The sequence below is a fragment of the Rhodococcus sp. 320_ES genome, from assembly GCF_059691855.1.
This window is the reverse complement of sequence record NZ_JCAWAG010000002.1, coordinates 825,270-844,499: the sequence shown is the minus strand read 5'-3', so window position 1 is coordinate 844,499 and position 19,230 is coordinate 825,270. Positions and strand designations below refer to the sequence as shown.

Sequence of the window (19,230 nt, the reverse complement as noted above, 5' to 3'; positions counted from 1 at the left end):
TGCTCGGGGGCTGGGCCGTGGCGAAACACGGTCGACGGAGGAGGTCGGTGGTGGTGAACAACGCCGTGCCCGCCACTGCCTTCCCGCTGTCGCCCGCCCAGCTCAGTATCTGGGTGGCGCAGAAGCTGGCGCCGTCGGTTCCCTTCACCGTCGCTCAGTACGTCGACATCACCGGGCCCCTCGATCCCGAGCTCCTCATCGCCGCGACCGACATCGCGTGCCGCCGACTCGAGTCGCCCGGCGTACGACTGACCGAGGTGGACGGTCAGCCGTACCAGTGGATCGACTGGGACGTTCCCTACGCGATGGAGTACCGCGACTTTCGCGGCGAGTCCGACCCGGTGGCAGCTGCGCGCGAGTACATGGATTCCTCGCACCGCCGGCCCGTCGACATGAACAACGATCAGTTGATCGTCAGCGAGATCATTCGAGTGGGGGAGGAGCGCTGGTTCTGGTACAGCCGCGCACACCACGTGGTGATGGACGGATTGGGCGCCATCTCGGTCCAGGAACGCACCGCCAGCGTGTACACCGCGCTGGCCACCGACACGGAGCCACCGAAGACGCGTGCACTCTCGGTACGCAAGATCTACGAATACGAAGAGGCGTACCGGTCGTCCACCCGATACGTGAACGACCGCGAGCACTGGATCGGACGCCTGGCCGATCTTCCCGAGCCGCGACGTCTCTCCGGCGCCGTCACCGCGCCCTCGCAGGCCGCGCTGACGGTCGGTTCCGATCTGCCGTCCGACGTCGCTGCCGCGATGGCCGAGGTTGCGCGCCATCACAACTCGTCCGACGTGCCGGTTGTGCTGGCCGCGTTCGCGGTGTACTTCGGGCGCATGACCGACTCCGACGACGTGGTGTTGTCGCTGCCTGTGTCCGGTCGCACGACGACCATGCTGCGCGAGTCCTCCGGCATGATGTCCAACGTCGTTCCGTTGCGCATCGCGCTCGATCCGGCCGTCACCACCTCCGACCTGCTCTCGCAGGTTCAGGTGGAACTGACCGGTGCCCTGCGGCATCAGCGTTTCCGCGTCGAGGACATGCAGCGTGAGCTCGACTCCGGGTTCGTGGGCAGCACCTCCGGCGGACGTGGAGCGTTCGGGCCGACCGTGAACATCATGATGTTCGACAGCGAGATTCGGCTGGGCGACGTGATCGGCGAGTACCGCATTCTCTCCAGCGGGCCCATCGACGACCTCATGGTCAACCTGTATCCCGGTGTGGCCGGCAGCAGTACCCGCGTCGACTTCCTCGGCAACCCCGGCGTGTACACCACGGACGAGTTGGCGGGCCATCACGCGCGATTCCTCGAGCTCCTACGTTCGATGGTCACGGCTCCCGAGGGCACCCCCATCACGGAGCTCGACATCACCACGGACTCCGAACGCCGCGACCTGCTCGAGGTGCATTCGAGCCCCGCAGTCGAACCGAAGACCATGTACGACCTTCTGCTCGACGCTCCGCCGTGCGACCTGTTCTCCCCGGTCAATCAGCTTGCGCGAGAACTGATCGACCGTGGCGTCGGTGCCGAGGATCGGGTGGCCGTGGCCTTGCCGAGATCGGCGGCATCGGTGATCGCCATGTGGGCCGTGACCGGCGCGGGTGCGTCCTTCGTCCCCGTCGATCCCCTCGACCCGCGGTGCGCGGACCTGCTGGACGAATCCAACGTCTCGGTGGGCCTGATCGACAGATGCGGTCTCGATGCCCTGTCCGACAACGACATCGAATGGATCGTCGTCGACGACCCGGACACCGAGTCGGCGGTGTCGTCTCGACCCGACGGTCCCATCGAGCCGGCCGAACGCGTCCGACCGGTGTACGTCGACAACGAGGCGTATGTCGTCCACACCTCCGGGTCGACGGGATCGCCCAAGGGCGTCAGCGTGACTCATCGCGGACTGGCCGCATTGGCCGACGAGGTCGTGAGCCGGTACGGGGTGACCGCCTCGTCTCGCGTGTTGCAGCTTGCCGCACCGGTTTTCGACGCCGCGATGCAAGAGATGCTGGCCGCCGTGGTCGCCGGGGCCCGGCTGGTGGTGGCGCCGCCGGACGTCAGCGCGGGCCCACCGCTCGGCGATTTCCTGGTGCGAGAACGCATCACGCACATGATCACTGCACCGTCCGTGCTCGCGACGCTCGAGCCCCACGATCTGGGCGGTGTCGAGGTGTTCGACGTCGGCGGTGAGGCGTGTCCGCCAGAGTTGGTGGCCCGGTTCGCCTCCGGGCAGGCCGGAGGCCGGTCGGATAGAGCCGGAGGCCGGTCGGAAAGTTCCTCGGCCAGGATCATGCTGAACGCGTACGGGCCGACCGAAACCACCGTTCTCGCAACGTTGTCCGAGCCGATGAGTCCGGACCGGCCCGTCGTCATCGGGTCTCCGCTGCGCGGCGTCCGCGCCTTGGTGCTCGACCACCGTTTGCGTCCCGTTCCGGCGGGAGGTATCGGCGAGCTGTACATCGGCGGCGACGGTGTCGCCCGCGGCTACCGGGGTACGCCGGGCGCGAGTGCCAGTCGTTTCGTGCCGGACCCCGCCGTTCCGGGCGCCCGACTCTATCGGTCCGGCGACCTGGTTCGATGGAGCTCCGGATCGCTGGAATATCTGGGGCGCACGGATTTTCAGATTCAGATCAACGGTCGACGGGTCGAGCTCGGAGAGATCGAGTCGGCCCTGCGCGCACACCCCGAGGTTCGCGACGCCGTCGTGGTTCGCCGCGACGGCGTTCTCGCAGGATATGTGGTGGGAGCCGTCGATCCCGCCGAGGTTCTGGCCTCGACTCGGGATCGATTGCCGGCGTGGATGGTTCCGACGTCCCTGCAGGTCCTCGACGCGATGCCGCTGACGCCCGGCGGAAAGATCGATCGCAGGGCCCTGCCCCGACCTGATCGTCTGGCCGCCGTCGCCTACGAGGAGCCGCAGACCGATGCGGAATGGACCGTGGCCGAGATCGTGTCGCAGGTACTCGGTGTCGAGAAGGTGGGACGCGCCAACGACTTCTTCGAATTGGGCGGCGACTCGCTGAGTGCGACGCGTGTACTCGCTCGGATCAACGCCGAACTGGAATCCGACGTCACGCTGCCGTCTCTGTTCGAGGGCTCGACGATCGCCGCCCTCGCCGAGACGGCGGAGCGGACCACCGGAACGCCCCGCTCCGACCGGTCGTCGATCGCCGATGTCTTTGTGCCCGAACCCGTCCCACTGTCCTACGGACAGCAGCGCATGTGGATCGTCAACCAGGTCGACACCACGTCCGCGGCGTACAACCTCCCCATCGCCGTCCGGTTGGGTGCGCAGGCGGACGCCGGCGTTCTGGTCGACGCACTGCGTGATGTCGTCGGGCGACACGACGCGCTGCGCACCTACTATCCGGACAGCGAGACCGGTCCGCATCAGGTGGTGCGCACCGTCGACGAGGTCATGCCTCGTCTGCGCACCGAAACCATTCCGCCGCACGCCGTCGATGCAGCTCTCTCGGCGGCGGCGTCCTCCTGGTTCGACGTCGCACGGACCGTGCCGCTGAAGATCCGACTTCTCGGTGTCACGACGGGCGAGCTGGTCGTGGTGATCGTGGCCCACCACATCAATGCCGACGGATGGTCGGTCGGTCCGCTCACTCGCGATCTGCTGACGGCCTACACCGCGCGGCTCGAAGGCAAACCGCCGCAATGGAATGCGCTCCCGGTGACGTATTCGCAGTATGCGGTGTGGGATCGCGAGCGTGTCGAGGCTCGGGCCGAAGACGGCCTCGCGTACTGGACCGCCGCGCTCGCCGAGTACGGCGGTCCCGCCGAGCTGCCCGCCGATCGTCCGCGGCCCCGATCCCAGTCGATGGCATCGGGTCACGTCGATTTCGGAATCGAACCCGTCCTGTGGCGCAAGGTGCGCGCGCTGGCGCACGCGTCGGGCGCAACCCCCTTCATGGTCGTGCACGCTGCCGTCGCAGTTGTGCTGGCACGGCTCGGCGGGCAGGAGCGCACCGTCGTCGGCACACCCGTCGCCGGCCGCGGTGACGTCGCCCTCGACGATGTGGTGGGTATGTTCGTCGGGACGGTTCCGCTCGCGGTGACCGTCGACGAATCCGCCTCGTTCGCCGACCTCCTGTCGAGCGTGAAGTCGGCGGACCTGGACGCCGTCGCACATTCCGACGTGCCCTTCGACCGAGTCGTGACCGCGCTGAACCAGGACGGACTCAGCGACCGGCACTCGCTGTTCCAGGTGATGATCGCGTACGACAACGCGCCTCGATCACCCGCCGCCACCGCATCGCTGCCCTTCACCGTGACGCCGCTCGACACGGGCGCAACCGAGTACGACCTCGCGCTGGAATTCGCCGACGACGCGGGGACCGTCGTGGGCCGCATCGTCTACGCCACGGATCTGTACGACCGCGGGACCGTCGAGAATTTCGCCGACCTCGTGCGCGGGGTGTTGACGGCGGCTACGGCGAACCCGGACGTCGGTGTGGACCTGATCGACCTCGGTCCACCCGCGGTCGCGAACGTCCCCGCCGCGGTGACGGGAACGCTGCTCGACGTGTTCACCGATCGCGGCGGTATCGCCATGGTCGACGAGTTCGGTGATACCCCCTACGCGGACCTGGACGGCCGCGCGTCGCGGTTGGCGCGCGTGCTGATCGACCGCGGTGTGGTTGCCGATTCTGTTGTGGCGCTGTCGCTCCCGCGCTCCGTCGACTACATGGTCGCGATGTGGGCGGTGGTGAAGTCCGGTGGTGCCTTCATGCCGGTCGATCCGGGGCATCCCGCCGAGCGTCGACGAGCGATGCTGGCAGACGTCCGCATCGGCATCGGGTCGGGTCCCGAAGCGGGCATCGAATGGCTCGACCCCTCCGCGGGCCGGGGGCTGGCCCCCTATGCGCTCACCGACGCCGATCGCCCGCACCCCGTGCGACCGGACAACGCGGCATACGTGGTGCACACCTCGGGCTCGACCGGCGACCCGAAACCTGTCACGGTGACCCACGGTTCGGCTGCCGAGCTGGCACGGCTGATGCCGTCGCGGTACGGGGTGACGAAGAAGTCCCGTGTCCTGCACGGGTATTCCCCGAACTTCGACGCCGCCGTACTCGAAACCGTTCTCGCCTTCGCCTCCGGGGCGACGATGGTGATCGCCCCGCCCGAGTTGGTCGGCGGCGACGACATGGCGTCGTTCCTCACCGAACACCTTGTGACGCACTACCTCTCGACGCCCGCGATCCTGGCCACGGTGCCGCCCGTCGCGAGCGTGCGGACGGTGGCGGTGGGCGGAGAGGCGCTTCCGCCGTCGGTGGTCGAGACCTGGTCACCCGGGCGAACCATGCTGAACGCGTACGGACTGTCCGAGGCCACCGTGGTGTCGACCCTCTCCGACCCCCTGACCGCGGGCGCGACCGTGACGATCGGCCGTGCGATCGACTCGGTGTCCGCGACCGTTCTCGACGACCGCCTCCGTCCGGTTCCCGTCGGCGCGATCGGCGAGTTGTATCTGGCAGGCCCGATGCTCGCTCGTGGCTACGGAGACCTCGCCGGCGAAACCGCGGCCCGTTTCGTGGCCGCGGACGGCGGAGTGCGCCGTTACCGAACCGGTGACCGCGTACGGCTACGCCCCGACGGCCAGCTGATCTATCTGGGGCGCAACGACCTTCAGGTACAGCTGCGTGGCCAGCGCCTGGAGCTGGGTGAGGTCGAGGCCAGCCTGCGTGCACACCCCGACGTGCTCGACGCGGCCGCGGACGTGCGGGACGGCCAGGTCGTCGCCTGGGTGTCCGGCACGGTCGACCCCGACGAGGCGCGGGCATGGCAGGCCGGACGCGTGCCGTCGTGGGCGGTCGCGTCGCGCGTGGTGGTGCTCGACGCGTTGCCCACCACGACCAACGGCAAGATCGACCGTCGCGCACTGACGGACACCCTCCCGGCGCTCCCGTCCTCGACCGAGCCCACCCGCACACTCGGCGAGGACGTGGTGTCGTCGGTGTTCGCGGACGTGCTCGGAACCGAATCCGTCGGCGCCACCAGCAGCTTCTTCGAACTCGGCGGGGACTCGTTGACGGCCACTCGGGCGGCGTCGCGCCTGAGTGTGGCGCTGGGACTGACGGTTCCGGTGCGGTTGCTGTTCGAGAACCCGACGCCGCGCTCGCTGGCGTCGGCAACCTCGAGCCTGTCGGAGCGCTTCGTTCCGCTGCCGCCGGTGACGCACACACCGACATTCGGTCCGATGCCGCTGTCGTCGGCGGAACGCCGAATGTGGCTGCAGAGTCGCATCGATCCGGGTTCGGGAGCGCACAACGTGGCGTTCCGCATGGATGTGCCGCGCTCGACCGACCTCACCGTTCTGCGTCAGGCCGTCGTCGACGTGGTGGACCGGCACCGGCCACTGCGGACCGTGTACCCGGCGCAGAGCTCCGGTCCCGTGGCCGTCGACGTCTCGGCGCACACAGCGGTGCCGTTGCTCCGGCCGCGCTTCGTGGCGGCGTCCGCACTCGAGAACACGATTCGCGACATCAGCGGAACTGGTTTCGATCTGACGCGCGACGTGCCGTTGCGTATCGAACTCCTCGATTCGTCGTCGATGACGGGAAGGGACGACGACGAGTACCTGATGGTGGTGGTCGTCCATCACATCGCCGTCGACGGTGGGTCGATCGCTCCGTTCGCGGCCGACATCGAAACGGCCTTCGAAGCACGCTCCCGTGGGCGCGAACCCGAGTTCATACCTCTCGCAGTCGATTACGGCGACTACCGGGTGTGGCAACGCTCCGTGGTCTCGGCCACGTCCTCGGGTCAGCTCGAGTACTGGAAGAAGGCGCTGAGAGGTCTCCCCGAGTACCTCGAACTGCCCACCGGATCGCCGACTCCGCGAGGCGCCGGCAGGCCCGAACCCGTTCGAGGCGAGACGTCTCCGGTTCGTTTCCACATCGACGCGGCCACACGGGCGTCGCTGCAGACGTTCGCATACACGCACGGCGCCACGCAGTTCGTCGTCCTCCACGCGGCCCTGGCGATACTGCTCGCCGAACTCGGCGGAACCACCGACATCGCGATCGGCACGCCCGTCGGAGGACGGGTCGATCCGCTGTTCGATCCGCTGGTCGGCATGTTCGTGGGAACACTTGCCCTGCGCACCGAGGTGACTCCGTCGATGTCGTGGACGGAGTTCGTGGCGCACGTGCGTGACCGCGACCTCGATGCGTTCGCTCACCAGAACGTTCCGTTCGAGGATGTCGTCGACGCGTTGGACCCGGCACGCACCGCGGACAGTCACCCGTTCTTCCAGGTGCTGCTCGCCGTTCAGAACATCGAAGCTCCCACCCTCAGGCTCGGTGAGTACGAGGTGCGCGTCGATCAGCTCGATGTGGACGACGTTCAGTTCGACCTCGAATTCGTGCTCACCGATTCCGATCAGGGCATCGACGGCATGATCGGGTACTCCTCTCGCCGGTTCTCCCGTGCGGCAGTGACATCGATGGCGGACCGCTTCGGTCGGGTCCTGCGCACGGTCGCGGCGGACCCCACCATTGCCGTCGGCGACGTGGACGTGCTGACCTCGGCCGAACGGGGTGTCAGCCGCGGCGGCGGGGGAGCGCCGTCGGCCACCGCCGTCACGCTCGGGGAGTTGCTGCGCGGCGCGGTGGCCATCGCACCGCACGCCACCGCGGTCATCGGCGAACACCGCACGCTGACCTACGCCCAACTCGACGTCCTCTCGGATCGACTCTCGCGCAGGCTCATCGAGTACGGAGCGGGCCCCGGCCGCATCGTCGCCATCGCGTTGCCCCGGTCTGTCGAGTACGTGGTCGCGGTCTGGGCGGCGGCGAAGGCCGGATCCGGATTCCTTCCGATCGACCCGTCCTACCCGATCGGTCGGATCACCGACATGCTCACCGAGGTCGACCCCGTGGTGGGTGTCACGGACGTGCTGAACCTCCCGCTCGTCGGAGCGATCGGAACCTGGGTCGACTACGGTTCGGCTCTGCCGGATTCGGCCTATCGGTCGGGTGACAAGGCCGCGTACAGCACCTATTACGCGCCGCCGCATCTCGATGACGCTGCCTACGTCATCTACACCTCCGGGTCCACCGGCACCCCGAAGGGCGTTCGCGTGACTCACCGCGGACTGGCGAATCTGGTTGCAGCGCAGCGCGAGCGCTTCGGAGTGACTCCCGCGTCACGGGTGCTGCAGTTCGCGTCCCCCAGCTTCGACGCGTCGGTGTTCGAGATGCTGCTCGGGTTCGGATCCGGCGCTGCCGTGGTGGTGGTTCCGGGCGGGGTGTACGCCGGACGCGAACTGGAATCGCTCCTCGTCGAGCACGGCGTCACCCACGTCTGCCTCACCCCCTCGGTGCTGCAGTCCACCGACCCGGCCGCCGTGCCGGGGGTGCGCACGGTCATCATGGCCGGCGAGCCGAGCAACTCCGCCCTCGTCGGCCGATGGTCGCTCGGCCGCGACGTCTACGACGCCTACGGTCCGACCGAAACCACCATCATGGCAACGTGTTCGACCCGTCTGCACACCGGCGACGCGGCGACGATCGGAGCGCCGACACTCGGGCTGGACGCGATGGTCCTCGATTCTCGCCTGAGACAGGTGCCGAACGGAGTCGTCGGAGAGCTGTACCTCGCCGGGCCCGCCTTGGCGGAAGGGTATGTCTCGCGGCCTCGCTCGACGGCCGAGCGCTTGGTGCCGCACGTGATGGGCGAGCCGGGGGAGAGGATGTATCGCACCGGAGACATGGTGCGCTGGAACGACACCGGTGACGCCGGGTCCGGCATGACACTCGAATTCCTCGGTCGTGCCGACAGTCAGATCAAGATCCGTGGGCACCGCGTCGAACTCGCCGAGGTCGAGGCGGCCCTACTGCGTCACCCCGGAGTCGACCAGGTCACCGTGACCGGTGATCACTCGGCGGGAGGGGCGCCGGTGCTCGCTGCCTACATCGTCGGGTCCGCCTCGCCCGCCGAGGTTCGTGACCTGGTCGCACGAACGCTGCCGCCGTACATGATTCCCGCCGCGATCACGCCGGTGACGTCGTTGCCGTTGACGGTCTCCGGAAAGGTGGACACCGCATCGCTCCCGTCGCCGACGTTCGGCGGCGCGTCCTACCGGGCGCCGAGCACACCGACCGAGCACGTCGTCGCGGCGGTCATGGGCCGGGTGCTGTTCGAGGACGACACCACCCGAGTCGGCGCCGACGACAACTTCTTCGAACTCGGGGGGCACTCCCTGGCGGCGGTGCGTGTCATGGATTCGTTGCGCGAGGTGATGGGTCGGCCGATACCGGTGATCTGGCTCTTCTCCGAGCCCACTCCGGCGGCCCTGGCCGCACGCATCGACTCGGGCGACACCTCGGCCGTCGACTCCGCACTCGCTGTGCTGCTTCCGATTCGCCCGTCGGGAGAACTGCCACCCCTGTTCTGCATCCACCCCGCGATCGGAGTCGCGTGGAGCTACACCGGGCTCACGTCCACCGTTCACCCCGACCGCCCGATCTACGGTCTCCAGGTCCCCGGTCTGGACGGAGACGGGAGTGCACCATCGACGATCGAGGGCTACGCCGGCCGGTACGTCGCCGAGATTCGACGCGTACAGCCGACGGGGCCCTACCACCTGCTCGGGTGGTCACTTGGCGGCGTCATCGCCCACGCGGTGGCCGCGCAGCTGGAGAAGGGCGGCGATCGAATTGCCCTGCTGGCACTGCTCGATTCACACCTCGACGTCGCGCCCGGCGCACCGGAGTTCACCGTCGCCGATCTCGCCGACCAGCTCGGCGTTCCCGGCGCAACGGATTTCGACACGATCTCGGCGCGTTTACACGAGCAACGCAGCGAATTGTCCTTCCTCACACCGGAGTACCTGGGGCGTATGTTCGCTCCGGTACGGGACGCGCCGGGTCTGGTCGAGCGGTACACGCCGCCCGTGGTCGATGCGGGCGTCGACTTCTTCGCCGCCAGAGCGTCCACGGCGTCGCGGCAGTGGGTACGGTTCGTGACGGGCGACGTGTCGGTGCACCGCATCGACGCCGAGCACGAACATCTCGGTGAGCACCAAGCATTGGCGTCGATCGGCCGAATTCTGGAGGCGGTCGTCGACGCACGACGATCCTCACGAGGAGTGATGTCATGACGGGTCTCGACTCCGCGTCGCATCTGGAGCCCAATTTCAGTGGGGTGCAGGCGCACTACGACGCATCGGACGACTTCTTCGCGCTGTTCCTCGATCCCACGCTGACCTACAGCTGCGCCTATTTCGAGCGCGAGGACATGACGCTGGAAGAGGCGCAGATCGCGAAAATCGATCTGGCGCTGGGCAAATTGAACCTGAAGCCCGGCCAGAGGCTGCTCGACATAGGGTGTGGGTGGGGGTCCGTTGCTCGGCGGGCCGTCGAGAAGTACGACGTCGACGTGGTGGGACTCACGTTGAGCCGCAACCAGTTCGAATCAGCGGGACGTATGCTGGCGACCCTCGACACCCCGCGCACGGCCGAGGTCCGACTGCAGGGCTGGGAAGAGTTCGACGAGCCCGTCGACGCGATCGTCAGCATCGGAGCGTTCGAACACTTCAAACGCCATCGGTACCCGGCGTTCTTCGAGCGGTGCCTCGCGCTCCTGCCGTCCGACGGGCGAATGTTGCTGCACACCATCGTCATCGAGGATCTCGACGTCGTGGAGAAGTTGGGAATCGAGTTCGGCCGCGCGGACATGGACTTCGTCCGCTTCATGATGCGCGAGATCTTCCCCGGAGGACAGCTGGCGTACAAGTCGATGGTGGCGCAGAAGGCGTCGGCGTCCGGATTCGTCATCGAGCGACAACAGGCGCTCGGGCCGCACTACGCACGCACCCTCGACACCTGGGCGGCCAACCTGGAGGCCCACCGCGACGAGGCCGTCACGATCGGCTCGCAGGAGCTCTACGACAAGTACGCCCATTACCTCGCAGGGTGCGCGGATCGGTTCCGCGACGGCCGAATCGACGTCGTGCAGTTCACGTTGCTCCCCGGTCACGGTACGTAGACATGGGTCGGTTGGGGCGCGCGATGATCGTGATCGTCGCCATCCCGGTGGCCATCACCGTTCTGCTCGGCGCCATCGGGTACGTGCTGTTCACCCGCGCCCAGATCGACCCGATCGGCAAGGCCGACGCCATCATCGTGCTGGGCGGTGAACACGACGGCCGCGAAGCGTACGGGATTTCGCTCGCCGAGCAGGGCGTCGCCGACACGGTGGTGCTCTCGAACCCGTACGGGCCCTACGACAAGAAGATGCGAGCCTTCTGCGCGTCCGGCTCCGACACGGTCAGGGTTATCTGCGAGAAACCTGTCCCGTCGACCACCCGCGGTGAGGCGATCTTCACACAGAGGCTTGCGCAGCAGTACGGGTGGAAGCACGTGGTGGTGATCAGCTGGCAGTACCACCTGCCGCGCGCCCGCTACATCTTCGGCCAGTGCTTCGACGGCTCGGTGACGATGAGGGCCGTGCCCCGAACCTACGACTTCTCGTTGGCCGAGTGGGAGTTCACGTATCTCTACCAATTGGCGGGCTTCGTCAAGGCTGCGGTGCAGGGGTCGGGGTCGTGTGTGGCCGACCCAGCCGACCCAATGTGACGTTGGGTCGCGTATGTGGACCGAACGTCGCATTGGGTCCGGGTCGGGGGTGCCGCGGCAGCGCTAGCGAAGCTTCCGATACAGCACGACACCGAAGCGGATGGACAGGTAGCCGAGCAGAGCCACCGCCGCGCCGGCCACGATGTTGGACCCGACGCCCATCACCACTCGGCGTAGCCGCCCCGGCCCTTCGGTCTTCGCGGCTTCGATCCCCAGTGCGGTGAAAGGTGCTGCGGCGGCCAAGAATCCGAGACCCACCAGGGCCAGGACCGATTCCCGTGGCCCGATCGCCATCACCACGCCGAGCAGAGCCGAGGCCGTCAGATTGGCCACCACGACCACACGCTCGGATGCCCAGCGCGTGGAGTTCGTGGCGGCGTAGTGCAGTCCCGTTCCTGCGGCTCCACCGATCGCGACGAGAAGGTAGGCGATCATCGACGCCTCACCGCGGCGGCGAGCAACGCGCCCACGCCCATCGCCCCGAGAGCGGCCACCGGGGTGACGACGAGGAATCCCACGGCGAACCATCGGGTTGCGAAGGCGACGCCCATGACGGCGTACACGCTGAAACTGGCGAAACCTCCGCACAGGCCCACCGCGAACGCTCGCGAGGGTTGCGATGTGCGGGTGGCCCCGAGAACGAGCCCGAGGACGAAGCACCCGATGACCGACGTCACGAACGTCGCGCGCAGTTCCCCCGAGACACCCGAACCCTCCTGCCAGAACCAGTAACGGGCGGCGGACCCGATCGCGCCGCCGAATGCGGCCAGCGCTGTGCGTCCCGCGGGGACCTTCGACGTCACCGCGCTCTGGTGCACGTTCTTACCCGCCAGGGGTCGTCGTCGTCGTGGTGGTCGTGGTGCGGCCCGGGCGAGTCCGGGTGGTGGTGGGTTCGCGCGAGGTCGAGGACGCGCGTGTGCTGGTCGGGTCGGTGGTCGTGGGCCGCTCGGTCGTGGGTTCGGCCATCCGCCACGTCGGCGACGGCGGTACCGAGATGGTGGGGCTGGTTCGCGTCGACGCGACGTTCTGCAGGTCGCCCGAGTTCAGCGCAGGCGGCGAGACGTATCCGTCGTCGTCGTCGAACACTCCGCCGGCCGAGGCGAAGACGATGCCGGCTGCAACAGCCACCCCGGCCAGCGCAACGGCGATGCCCGCCGCTTGTTTCTCCCGCATCCACGTACTCCGTTCCGTGACCTGTCCGCACCCACCGTATTGGCTCGGAGTCCACCCGGCAGTGTGCACCCGGAGAAACGGGGCGAATGTCCGATTTCGGACCGTCGCGGTGTCGCGGGGTTCGGAAACCGAACGCCGTTGGGGGAGAACGACTCCCGCCGCGTGAAGCCTGTGTGAACTGCACTGCCAGGGCAGGGCTCGGGCGCGATACTTTGGTGATGACCACAACGAGCGCAACCCAGACCCTGTCCCACACGTTCGTCAGTCGCCCGGTCGAGGCGGCGCAGCTGACTGCGTCCAACGTTGCCGACGTGGTCGCATGGCTCGGCGAACTCGGGGTCGACGACCTCACGTCCAGCGGACCCGGCGAACACACGGTCTGGGTCGGGCTTCCCGGCGCATCCGGGTCCGTCATGGACCACAAGGCCTACGACGGCGAGTGGATCGTCGTCCTGCGCAGACCCGACGATCAGATCACCGGCGCCATCGCGCTCACCGACGAGTTCTTCTCGCGCTGGTTCGTTCGCGACTGAGTGTCAGGCCTGCTTCCACACCTCGAGCAACGGCCCCAACGCGTCGGCGATCTGTTGGCCGATGCTCTCGAACACCACCACCGACTGCCCGATCGGGTCGTCGATGTCCAGCCTGGTCACCGGGGCGGTGACTCGAGCTCGGTACCAGTCGGCGGGATCTCCCGATCCGGTTCGGGCGGCCAACTCGGACGCCTCGAGGAGGGTGAACGTGGTGCGGAGGTTGCGGGGCGCGACGGCGAGCACGGCATCACGATGGCGTGCGGTCATCGTCAGAATGACGTCGGCGCGCGCAGCGATGTCCGCGGTCAACCTGCGCGCCACGAATCCGTCGGGCGTTCCGCCGAGCGAGCAGAGAACCTCGGACGCGGTCGCCTCGACTCCGTGGCCCACCACCGCCCGTGTTCCGGCGCTCTCCGCGGTGACCTCGAGGCCGCGCTCGGCCGCGTAGGCCTGCAGCAACCGCTCCGCGGTAGGTGATCGACAGATGTTTCCGGTGCATACGAACAGCACGTGCATGGCGGAAGTGTATGCGTGGCACCATCGAGTTCATGAAGCAAGCGCGCCCCAGGGTGGTCATCGTCGGCGGCGGTTTCGGCGGCATGCACGCCGCTCGTCGATTGAAGAAGGTCGACGCGGACGTGACACTTCTCGATCGCGGGACGTCACACGTCTTCCAGCCGCTGCTGTACCAGTGCGCTACCGGCCTGCTGTCCGAGGGCGAGATCACCTCGCCCCTGCGGCACCTACTTCGTCGGAACAAGAACACGCACGTGGTGCTCGGCGAGGCCACCCGCGTCGACGCAGAGACGCGCATCCTGACCGCCACGCGGGCCGACGGCACGACCTTCGATCTCCCGTACGACTATCTCGTGGTGGCGGCGGGCATGCGGCAGGCGTACCACGGGCACGACGAGTACGCGCAGTGGGCGCCGGGAATGAAGACGGTCGACGATGCTCTCGCCATCCGTCGCAAGCTCATCAATGCCTTCGAAATGGCCGAGTCGCTTCCGACCGCGGAGGAGCGGCGGCCCTGGCTCACGTTCGCAGTCGCGGGCGGCGGCCCGACCGGAGTCGAGATCGCCGGCCAGATTCGCGAATTGGCGACGCGGGCACTGGACAAGGAGTTCCGCTCCGTCGACCCGAGCGAGGCCCGCGTACTGCTCATCGACGGGGGCGATCGCGTCCTGGAGTCGTTCAACCCGAAGCTGTCGGGGCACGCACAGCGGACGCTGGACAAGGTGGGCGTCGAAACGCATCTCGGCGTGCACGTCACCGACGTGTGCGAGAAGTCGATTCAGATCACGTCCAAGAAGGACAAGAACGACGTCGAGGTGTTCGAGACGCGGACGGTGCTGTGGACGGCCGGCGTCGAGGCGGTCCCGTTCGTGGGAGCGCTGGCGCAGGCGCTCGGCGTGGAGCAGGTCGGAGGCGGCCGCATCACCACCGAACCGGACCTGTCCGTTCCCGGTCATCCCGAAGTGTTCGTGGTCGGCGACATCATGTCGCTGAACAAGCTGGCGGGTGTCGCGGAAGTGGCCATGCAGGGCGGTCGTCACGCCGGCGCACAGATCGCCGAGTCCATCACTACCGGCCATCGCGTGAGCACCCCGTTCAAGTACCGCGACCTCGGCACCGCGGCGTACATCGCACGCAGGAATGCGCTGGTGCAGGCCGGTCCCTTGAAGATGTGGGGCTTCGCCGGATGGGTCTCCTGGGGCGTCATCCACATCGCGTTTCTAGCCGGTTTCCGGAATCGGACCGGGACAGTACTCAATTGGGCGGCTACTCTCGCATCCGGAACGCGACGCGAGCGTGCGATCACCTACGGTGACCCCGAGACCGCACGCACCCCGTACGGAATCGAGCGCAAAACCGGTTAAAAGTCGGTTATTGTGATGCGAGACCAGCGGACGTGCTCCTTTTGTACCGTTTGGTTACACTCAATGAATGTTGAGGCGTCCATACGGGGATGGTCGTGCACATGTTCTCGGTATGGCTAAGGGCGGCGGATGAGTTCGGTTCTCGGAGTGTCGGTGGGCACCAGCGCCGTACGTTTGGCGCGCCCGAAAGCTGACCTTCGGTCGGGAGCGGCCGCGGTCTTCCAGCACCGCGCCATCGACACCACCTTCGACGAAGCAGAGCAGCTCGCCGCCGAATCGATCGGTGTGGAGATGTCCGACGGCGCCGACCGGAACAACATCGCGGCCACGGGTGTCGCGTATCGGGACGACGTCCAGGCCGGTGCGATGGCGCAGGCCATGGCACGCCAGCACATCGCGAACTATCGCCTGATCCCCGAGGTGCACGCCGCGCTGCGGTTCCTGCACTCGGCGGGTGAGCTCGCCGGACTGCGAACCGTAGCTTTGTACGACCTGGGCAGCTCAGGCCTGAGCGTCAGCATCGTCGACCTCGGTACCGGCGACATCGTCGAGAGCGAGCGAAGCCTCGACGTCGGCGGAAACATGTTCGACGCGTTGATCCGCGACAATCAACTCGGACGGCAGCAGGGCATCTTCGGGGACGTCGATGCTCGTGACTTCGAAATTCGGTGCCGCACCGCGAAAGAGCAGCTCTCCGACAGCGGTGCTGTGTGCCTGCCCGGTTCGGGCGGCCTGATCCTCCTCTCCCGTGAAGCGTTCGAGGCGATGATCGCCGTTCCGGTCGAGAACTCCGCGCGCATGGTGAAAGACCTCGTCGACCGGAGCGGGCGCACGGTGGACGCGCTGGTGCTGGTAGGCGGTGGGTCGAACATTCCGCTGGTGCGCAACACCCTCGAGTCGTGGACGGGTCTGCGCCTCATCACCCCGGACGAGCCGGAACTCGTCGCAGCCAAGGGTGCCGCGCTGCTCGCCACACCGGTCGAACACGCAACCAACGGCGCTGCGTCGGTGCCCACCAACGGCCAGGCGGTCGTGCCGTCGAACGGGCATGTGAATGTGCCGACCAACGGTCATACGCCTCCCGCGACCAACGGACACGCCGCTGTTCCCACCAACGGCCACGCGGCTGTTCCCACCAACGGCCACGTGGCTGTTCCCACCAACGGCCACGTGGCTGTTCCCACCAACGGCCACGCGGCTGTTCCCACCAACGGCCACGCGGCTGTTCCCACCAACGGCCACGCCGCAGCGCCGACCAACGGTCAGCCGGTACGAGACACATCTCCCGCCGAGAAGCCTCCCTACGACCCGCTGAAGGATCCGCTGCCGCCGGAGGCGACCGCGTACTCCGAGGTCGCGCAACCCGATACCGCGTACTTCGCGTCCCCCGATTTGCTCGGGTCCCCCGAGGTGTCGACGCAGGCGTATTCCGCCGACGGCGCCCTCGGATCGCCCCGCAGCGAGTTCCGCCCCGCTGCGTCGAGCGAACCCGAACCGCGTCCGCAACCCGATCGAGTCACGGGGTCGGCATCCACGGGGTCGGCATCCACCGGGTCGGCCACTACGGCGTCGACCAGCACGGCGCCGACACCGCGGAACCGGACTGCCGAGCCCGATGTTCGACCGGTGTCGGATCCACGTGCGGCGAACGCCCCGTCGTGGTTGACCGGCTCTCCGGACGGCCGAGCCGAGACTGCCCCGAAACGGTCGCGGGTCCCCATCGTCGCCGCTGTGGTTCTCGCCGTGATCGCGGCGATCGGGCTTGCGTTGGGTTACGGCGGAACGCGTGACAGCGCCCCTGCCGTGCAGACTCCCGCGACCACCGATGCGCCCACCGCGGTCTCCACGGCACCGACCACGACGAATCCGCCGCTGACGACGACTGCGCCCTCGACGATCCCACCGACGACCCCGCCGCCCCCACCGGCCGAGGTCGCACCGCCTGCGTCGAGCGACACCGGCGGCGGTGGGGGCAACGACGCACCTGCGCCGGCGCCGGCACCCGCCCCGGCCCCCGTCATTCCGGGCCTGCCGCAGTTCACGTTGCCCAACATCGTGCTGCCGCCTCTGCCGGTGATTCCGGGTCTCTGATCGGCCCAGGACTAAACAGTCTTTCAGTCTGTTTGTGTGCTATCTTTCTGTCACCCGGTCGGCTTGTCCGTCGGGCACGGCGTCGCGGGGAACGTCGGTTCGTGCGCGGATGCCTTCCTCGCACAACCTCTTCCGAGATGACCGCGGGGAACGTGCGGTGTTCGGTCGCAGTGTCTGTGACCGACCTCTGCACGCTCTCCGTGAGCCGGGTGCTCTCGGGGGCGGCCGCGGTGTGCTCGTTGTTCGGAGATGATCCGTTCGGCGGGGGACGAGCACGCCGCGATCGCCGCAGGGGCTCCCAGCTGCACACGTACCAGAGGCGTATCCAGCGCCTCACCGCTGACGGGAGGCCCCGGGTTCGATGACGGCTGTTTTCGGACTTTCGATCGGTTCCACGTCGATCCGCGTGGCCCGCGCCGACGGCCTGCTTGCCGATGACTCCCTGCAGCCCGATGCCCGATGGACATACTCCACGCGTACCGCTCCCCGCGGCGACGACACCTTGCTCGACGCGGCAGCCGAGTCGGTGGCCACCATTCGCGCCGAGAGCGGCCCCGATGCGCCGATCGGTGCTGCCGTCGTCAGGCCGGAACTGCGACGCACGTCGGACGAGCGAATAGCCGAACGCCTCGACGGGGTTCTGATCGCCGCGGAGTCACGCGCCGCCCTTCGCTCGATCGTGCACAGCGAGATTGCCGCGCCGTACGACACCGTCGCCATCTACGATCTCGGCGCCACCGGTCTCTCGGTGTCACTCGTCGACACCGAGCGCGGTACCGAACTCGGAGCGGCCCGATCAACGTTGGCCAGTGGCGATCTCTTCGATCGCGAGGTCGAGCAGCACCTGATCTCCAACGGCGTTCTCTCCCAACCCACCACGGCCGAACAGCAGGCCGAGATCACCGGCTTCTGCCGAGGCGTCAAGGAATCGCTGTCGAGGTCGCTGCTGGCTCAGACACCCGGCGGCGGCACGCTGTTGATGTCGCGCAACCAGTTCGAGCAAGCCGTGTATCTGCCGATCGAAGAGACCGCCAAGATCGTCAGCGAGCTGGGCTTGCGGTGCCGCAGAACAGCGCAAGCCGTCGTGGTGATCGGGGGCGGCGCGCACATACCGGTCGTCACAACGATTCTCGCGAGATGGCTCAGCATTCCCGTCCTGGTCCCGGACGACCCCGAGATGGTCGTCGCGCAGGGCGCCGCTCTGATGGCCGCAGAACGCGTGGCGGCTCCTGCGCGCGCAATGGCAGGGGCCGGCGGCGCCGCGGTCGACTCTGCGCCCGTCGACTCCGCCGCCGTCGACACTGCGGCCGTCGACACTGCGCCCGGAATCACCACCGCTCTCGTCGCCGACAGCGGGGATGCATCGGGATCGACTCTCTACGCCGTCGCCGTCCCCGCCGCTGTGGACACCGGCACCGCTGTGGACACCGGCACCGCTGTGGACACCGGCACCGCTGTGGACACCGGCACCGCGGTGGCGACGGTTCCTACGAGTACTCGGTCCTGGCTCGAGCGTCTGCTCGACCGGATACCCACCGGCGCGGGTGTGGTCGCGACGTTCGTCGTCATCGCGCTCGTGGGACTCTGGGCCGCGGGGCAGTCGCTGCTCCGACAGCCGGAGCAGACCCAGGGATCGCCGTCGTCCACGTCGGTCGGCGGATCGACCACAGAGGCCGAAGTGCCCTCTGCGTCTTCGACGCCGATCGTTACGGCAGTCGCTCCCACGAGCGTCCCGGGATCGACTGTCGCCGCGGCGAGTCCGCAAAACGAACCCGTCGCGCCGACTCGCACCCGCTCGCCCTACACGTACCCGACCAACGACAACGTCGACGGTTCCGTCCCGACCGGCGGGGTGGCGCCGCCGCGGCCGAACCCGTCCCTGGACATCTCGGTCCCGTTCCAGATTCCGCCGTTGCGGTTGCCGATACCCAGGATTTATGTGCCCGGCTTCTGACGGG

Annotated in this window: 11 protein-coding genes; 7 read left to right on the top strand and 4 right to left on the bottom strand. The window is 67.9% G+C overall.

The window, feature by feature from the left end; translation table 11 throughout:
• The first annotated feature begins 50 nt into the window (after positions 1 to 50).
• Genes AC59JP_RS10540 through AC59JP_RS10530 form a run of 3 tightly spaced genes read left to right on the top strand, consistent with a single transcriptional unit; the run spans position 51 to position 11,595 of the window.
• On the top strand, positions 51 to 10,118 hold the full coding sequence (locus AC59JP_RS10540) for a non-ribosomal peptide synthetase (RefSeq protein ID WP_497325684.1): 10,068 nt from the start codon (positions 51 to 53) through the stop codon (positions 10,116 to 10,118).
• Entirely contained in the window at positions 10,115 to 11,005 is an 891-nt protein-coding gene (locus tag AC59JP_RS10535) for a cyclopropane mycolic acid synthase family methyltransferase (protein ID WP_497325683.1), read from the top strand. Before AC59JP_RS10540 ends, AC59JP_RS10535 begins: the two co-directional genes overlap by 4 nt.
• Positions 11,006 to 11,007: 2 nt before the next feature.
• Entirely contained in the window at positions 11,008 to 11,595 is a 588-nt protein-coding gene (locus tag AC59JP_RS10530) for a YdcF family protein (protein WP_497325682.1), read from the top strand.
• 63 nt (positions 11,596 to 11,658) lie between these two features.
• Here AC59JP_RS10530 and AC59JP_RS10525 read toward each other — a convergent pair whose 3' ends face one another.
• The 3 genes from AC59JP_RS10525 to AC59JP_RS10515 are packed head-to-tail and all read right to left on the bottom strand — an operon-like array spanning position 11,659 to position 12,768.
• Positions 11,659 to 12,030, bottom strand: a complete 372-nt coding sequence (locus AC59JP_RS10525; protein WP_497325681.1) for a CrcB family protein — start codon at positions 12,028 to 12,030, stop codon at positions 11,659 to 11,661.
• Complete coding sequence (locus tag AC59JP_RS10520) at positions 12,027 to 12,398, bottom strand: CrcB family protein (protein WP_497325680.1); 372 nt, start codon at positions 12,396 to 12,398, stop codon at positions 12,027 to 12,029. Before AC59JP_RS10520 ends, AC59JP_RS10525 begins: the two co-directional genes overlap by 4 nt.
• A gap of 19 nt (positions 12,399 to 12,417) precedes the next feature.
• Positions 12,418 to 12,768 carry a hypothetical protein gene (locus tag AC59JP_RS10515; RefSeq protein ID WP_497325679.1) on the bottom strand — a complete coding sequence of 117 codons (351 nt, stop codon included), beginning with the start codon at positions 12,766 to 12,768 and terminating at the stop codon, positions 12,418 to 12,420.
• 218 nt (positions 12,769 to 12,986) lie between these two features.
• Here AC59JP_RS10515 and AC59JP_RS10510 point away from each other — a divergent pair, with 218 nt between their 5' ends.
• Positions 12,987 to 13,301, top strand: coding sequence for a hypothetical protein (locus tag AC59JP_RS10510; RefSeq protein WP_497325678.1), 315 nt, complete (start codon positions 12,987 to 12,989; stop codon positions 13,299 to 13,301).
• 3 nt (positions 13,302 to 13,304) lie between these two features.
• Here AC59JP_RS10510 and AC59JP_RS10505 read toward each other — a convergent pair whose 3' ends face one another.
• Positions 13,305 to 13,817 (bottom strand): arsenate reductase/protein-tyrosine-phosphatase family protein, encoded by a 513-nt coding sequence (locus tag AC59JP_RS10505; protein WP_497325677.1) that lies wholly within the window; start codon positions 13,815 to 13,817, stop codon positions 13,305 to 13,307.
• A 32-nt stretch (positions 13,818 to 13,849) separates the two neighbouring features.
• On the opposite strand from AC59JP_RS10505, the gene AC59JP_RS10500 reads away from it, so the two are divergent.
• The 3 genes from AC59JP_RS10500 to AC59JP_RS10490 all read left to right on the top strand — a co-directional run bounded on the left by AC59JP_RS10500 (position 13,850) and on the right by AC59JP_RS10490 (position 19,226).
• Complete coding sequence (locus AC59JP_RS10500; RefSeq protein WP_497325676.1) at positions 13,850 to 15,181, top strand: NAD(P)/FAD-dependent oxidoreductase; 1,332 nt, start codon at positions 13,850 to 13,852, stop codon at positions 15,179 to 15,181.
• 129 nt (positions 15,182 to 15,310) lie between these two features.
• Positions 15,311 to 17,272, top strand: a complete 1,962-nt coding sequence (locus tag AC59JP_RS10495; protein ID WP_497325675.1) for a DUF7159 family protein — start codon at positions 15,311 to 15,313, stop codon at positions 17,270 to 17,272.
• 361 nt (positions 17,273 to 17,633) lie between these two features.
• Positions 17,634 to 19,226, top strand: coding sequence for a DUF7159 family protein (locus AC59JP_RS10490; RefSeq protein ID WP_497325674.1), 1,593 nt, complete (start codon positions 17,634 to 17,636; stop codon positions 19,224 to 19,226).
• Positions 19,227 to 19,230 lie beyond the last annotated feature (4 nt).

Coding starts and splice junctions, on each gene's coding strand:
- AC59JP_RS10535 (WP_497325683.1), top strand. CDS start 10,115: ATGACGGGTCTCGACTCCGCGTCGCATCTGGAGCCCAATTTCAGTGGG.
- AC59JP_RS10530 (WP_497325682.1), top strand. CDS start 11,008: ATGGGTCGGTTGGGGCGCGCGATGATCGTGATCGTCGCCATCCCGGTG.
- AC59JP_RS10525 (WP_497325681.1), bottom strand. CDS start 12,030: ATGATCGCCTACCTTCTCGTCGCGATCGGTGGAGCCGCAGGAACGGGA.
- AC59JP_RS10515 (WP_497325679.1), bottom strand. CDS start 12,768: ATGCGGGAGAAACAAGCGGCGGGCATCGCCGTTGCGCTGGCCGGGGTG.
- AC59JP_RS10510 (WP_497325678.1), top strand. CDS start 12,987: ATGACCACAACGAGCGCAACCCAGACCCTGTCCCACACGTTCGTCAGT.
- AC59JP_RS10505 (WP_497325677.1), bottom strand. CDS start 13,817: ATGCACGTGCTGTTCGTATGCACCGGAAACATCTGTCGATCACCTACC.
- AC59JP_RS10500 (WP_497325676.1), top strand. CDS start 13,850: ATGAAGCAAGCGCGCCCCAGGGTGGTCATCGTCGGCGGCGGTTTCGGC.
- AC59JP_RS10495 (WP_497325675.1), top strand. CDS start 15,311: ATGAGTTCGGTTCTCGGAGTGTCGGTGGGCACCAGCGCCGTACGTTTG.
- AC59JP_RS10490 (WP_497325674.1), top strand. CDS start 17,634: ATGACGGCTGTTTTCGGACTTTCGATCGGTTCCACGTCGATCCGCGTG.